Origin of the sequence: Zooshikella harenae (assembly GCF_018837975.1) — a bacterium.
Classification (GTDB): domain Bacteria; phylum Pseudomonadota; class Gammaproteobacteria; order Pseudomonadales; family Zooshikellaceae; genus Zooshikella; species Zooshikella harenae.
In genome coordinates, this window is the sequence record NZ_JAGSOY010000343.1 from 1 (window position 1) to 624 (window position 624).

Annotated in this window: 1 protein-coding gene; it reads right to left on the reverse strand. The window is 42.1% G+C overall.

What is annotated here, in order from left to right:
* Positions 1–624, reverse strand: a 624-nt coding sequence (locus tag KCG35_RS26035; protein WP_215822826.1) for a hypothetical protein, incomplete at both ends; no start/stop codon positions are given.

A 624-nucleotide genomic window follows, 5' to 3' on the forward strand; every position in this document is an offset into this window, starting at 1 on the left:
ATTGTGCGATTAGCTTCAGTGATGCGTGTAGGAAGACGAAATGTGTCGTGCCATTCCGTTAATGTTTCTTGCTCATCGGTTGTGCCACTTGCAGCGACTGTACGTGCGAGTAAGCCTCTGTCGTTGTATTCATAAGAAGTAATCACGCCTTTCCAATCCGTTTTGGATTTCAACAGACCATTATCAAAATAGGTATAGGATTTATTGGCCGCCGTACAGTTGCTAGAGGCGTGCCCTTCAACGCGTACTACTTTTTTAATGCCATAAAAATTTTCAAAGGTATAAGTGGTCTTTTTACCGAGTGGGTTGGTGACTGTTGTTTGATTGTCATTATATTCAAAAACAAATTTTTCATTGTTATCTGCACGTTCGCTGACGATGGCTCGCCCTGCGCTATCATAAGTCCAGGTAATGGCCCGGTTACCTTTACTGTCCATAACGCCCGTTAGATAAAAAGGAAAATCAGTGTTTTCGTATAAAAATTGACGGGTGCTCTGGTCTGGAAAAGTGGTGGTAACTAAGCGCTGTTGTTCATCATATTCATAGCTAACTGATGCGGTGTCATTGAGGGTCGCTTTTACTAATTGGTGTAGACTGTCGAAATCGAGTACTAAGGTATTTTCG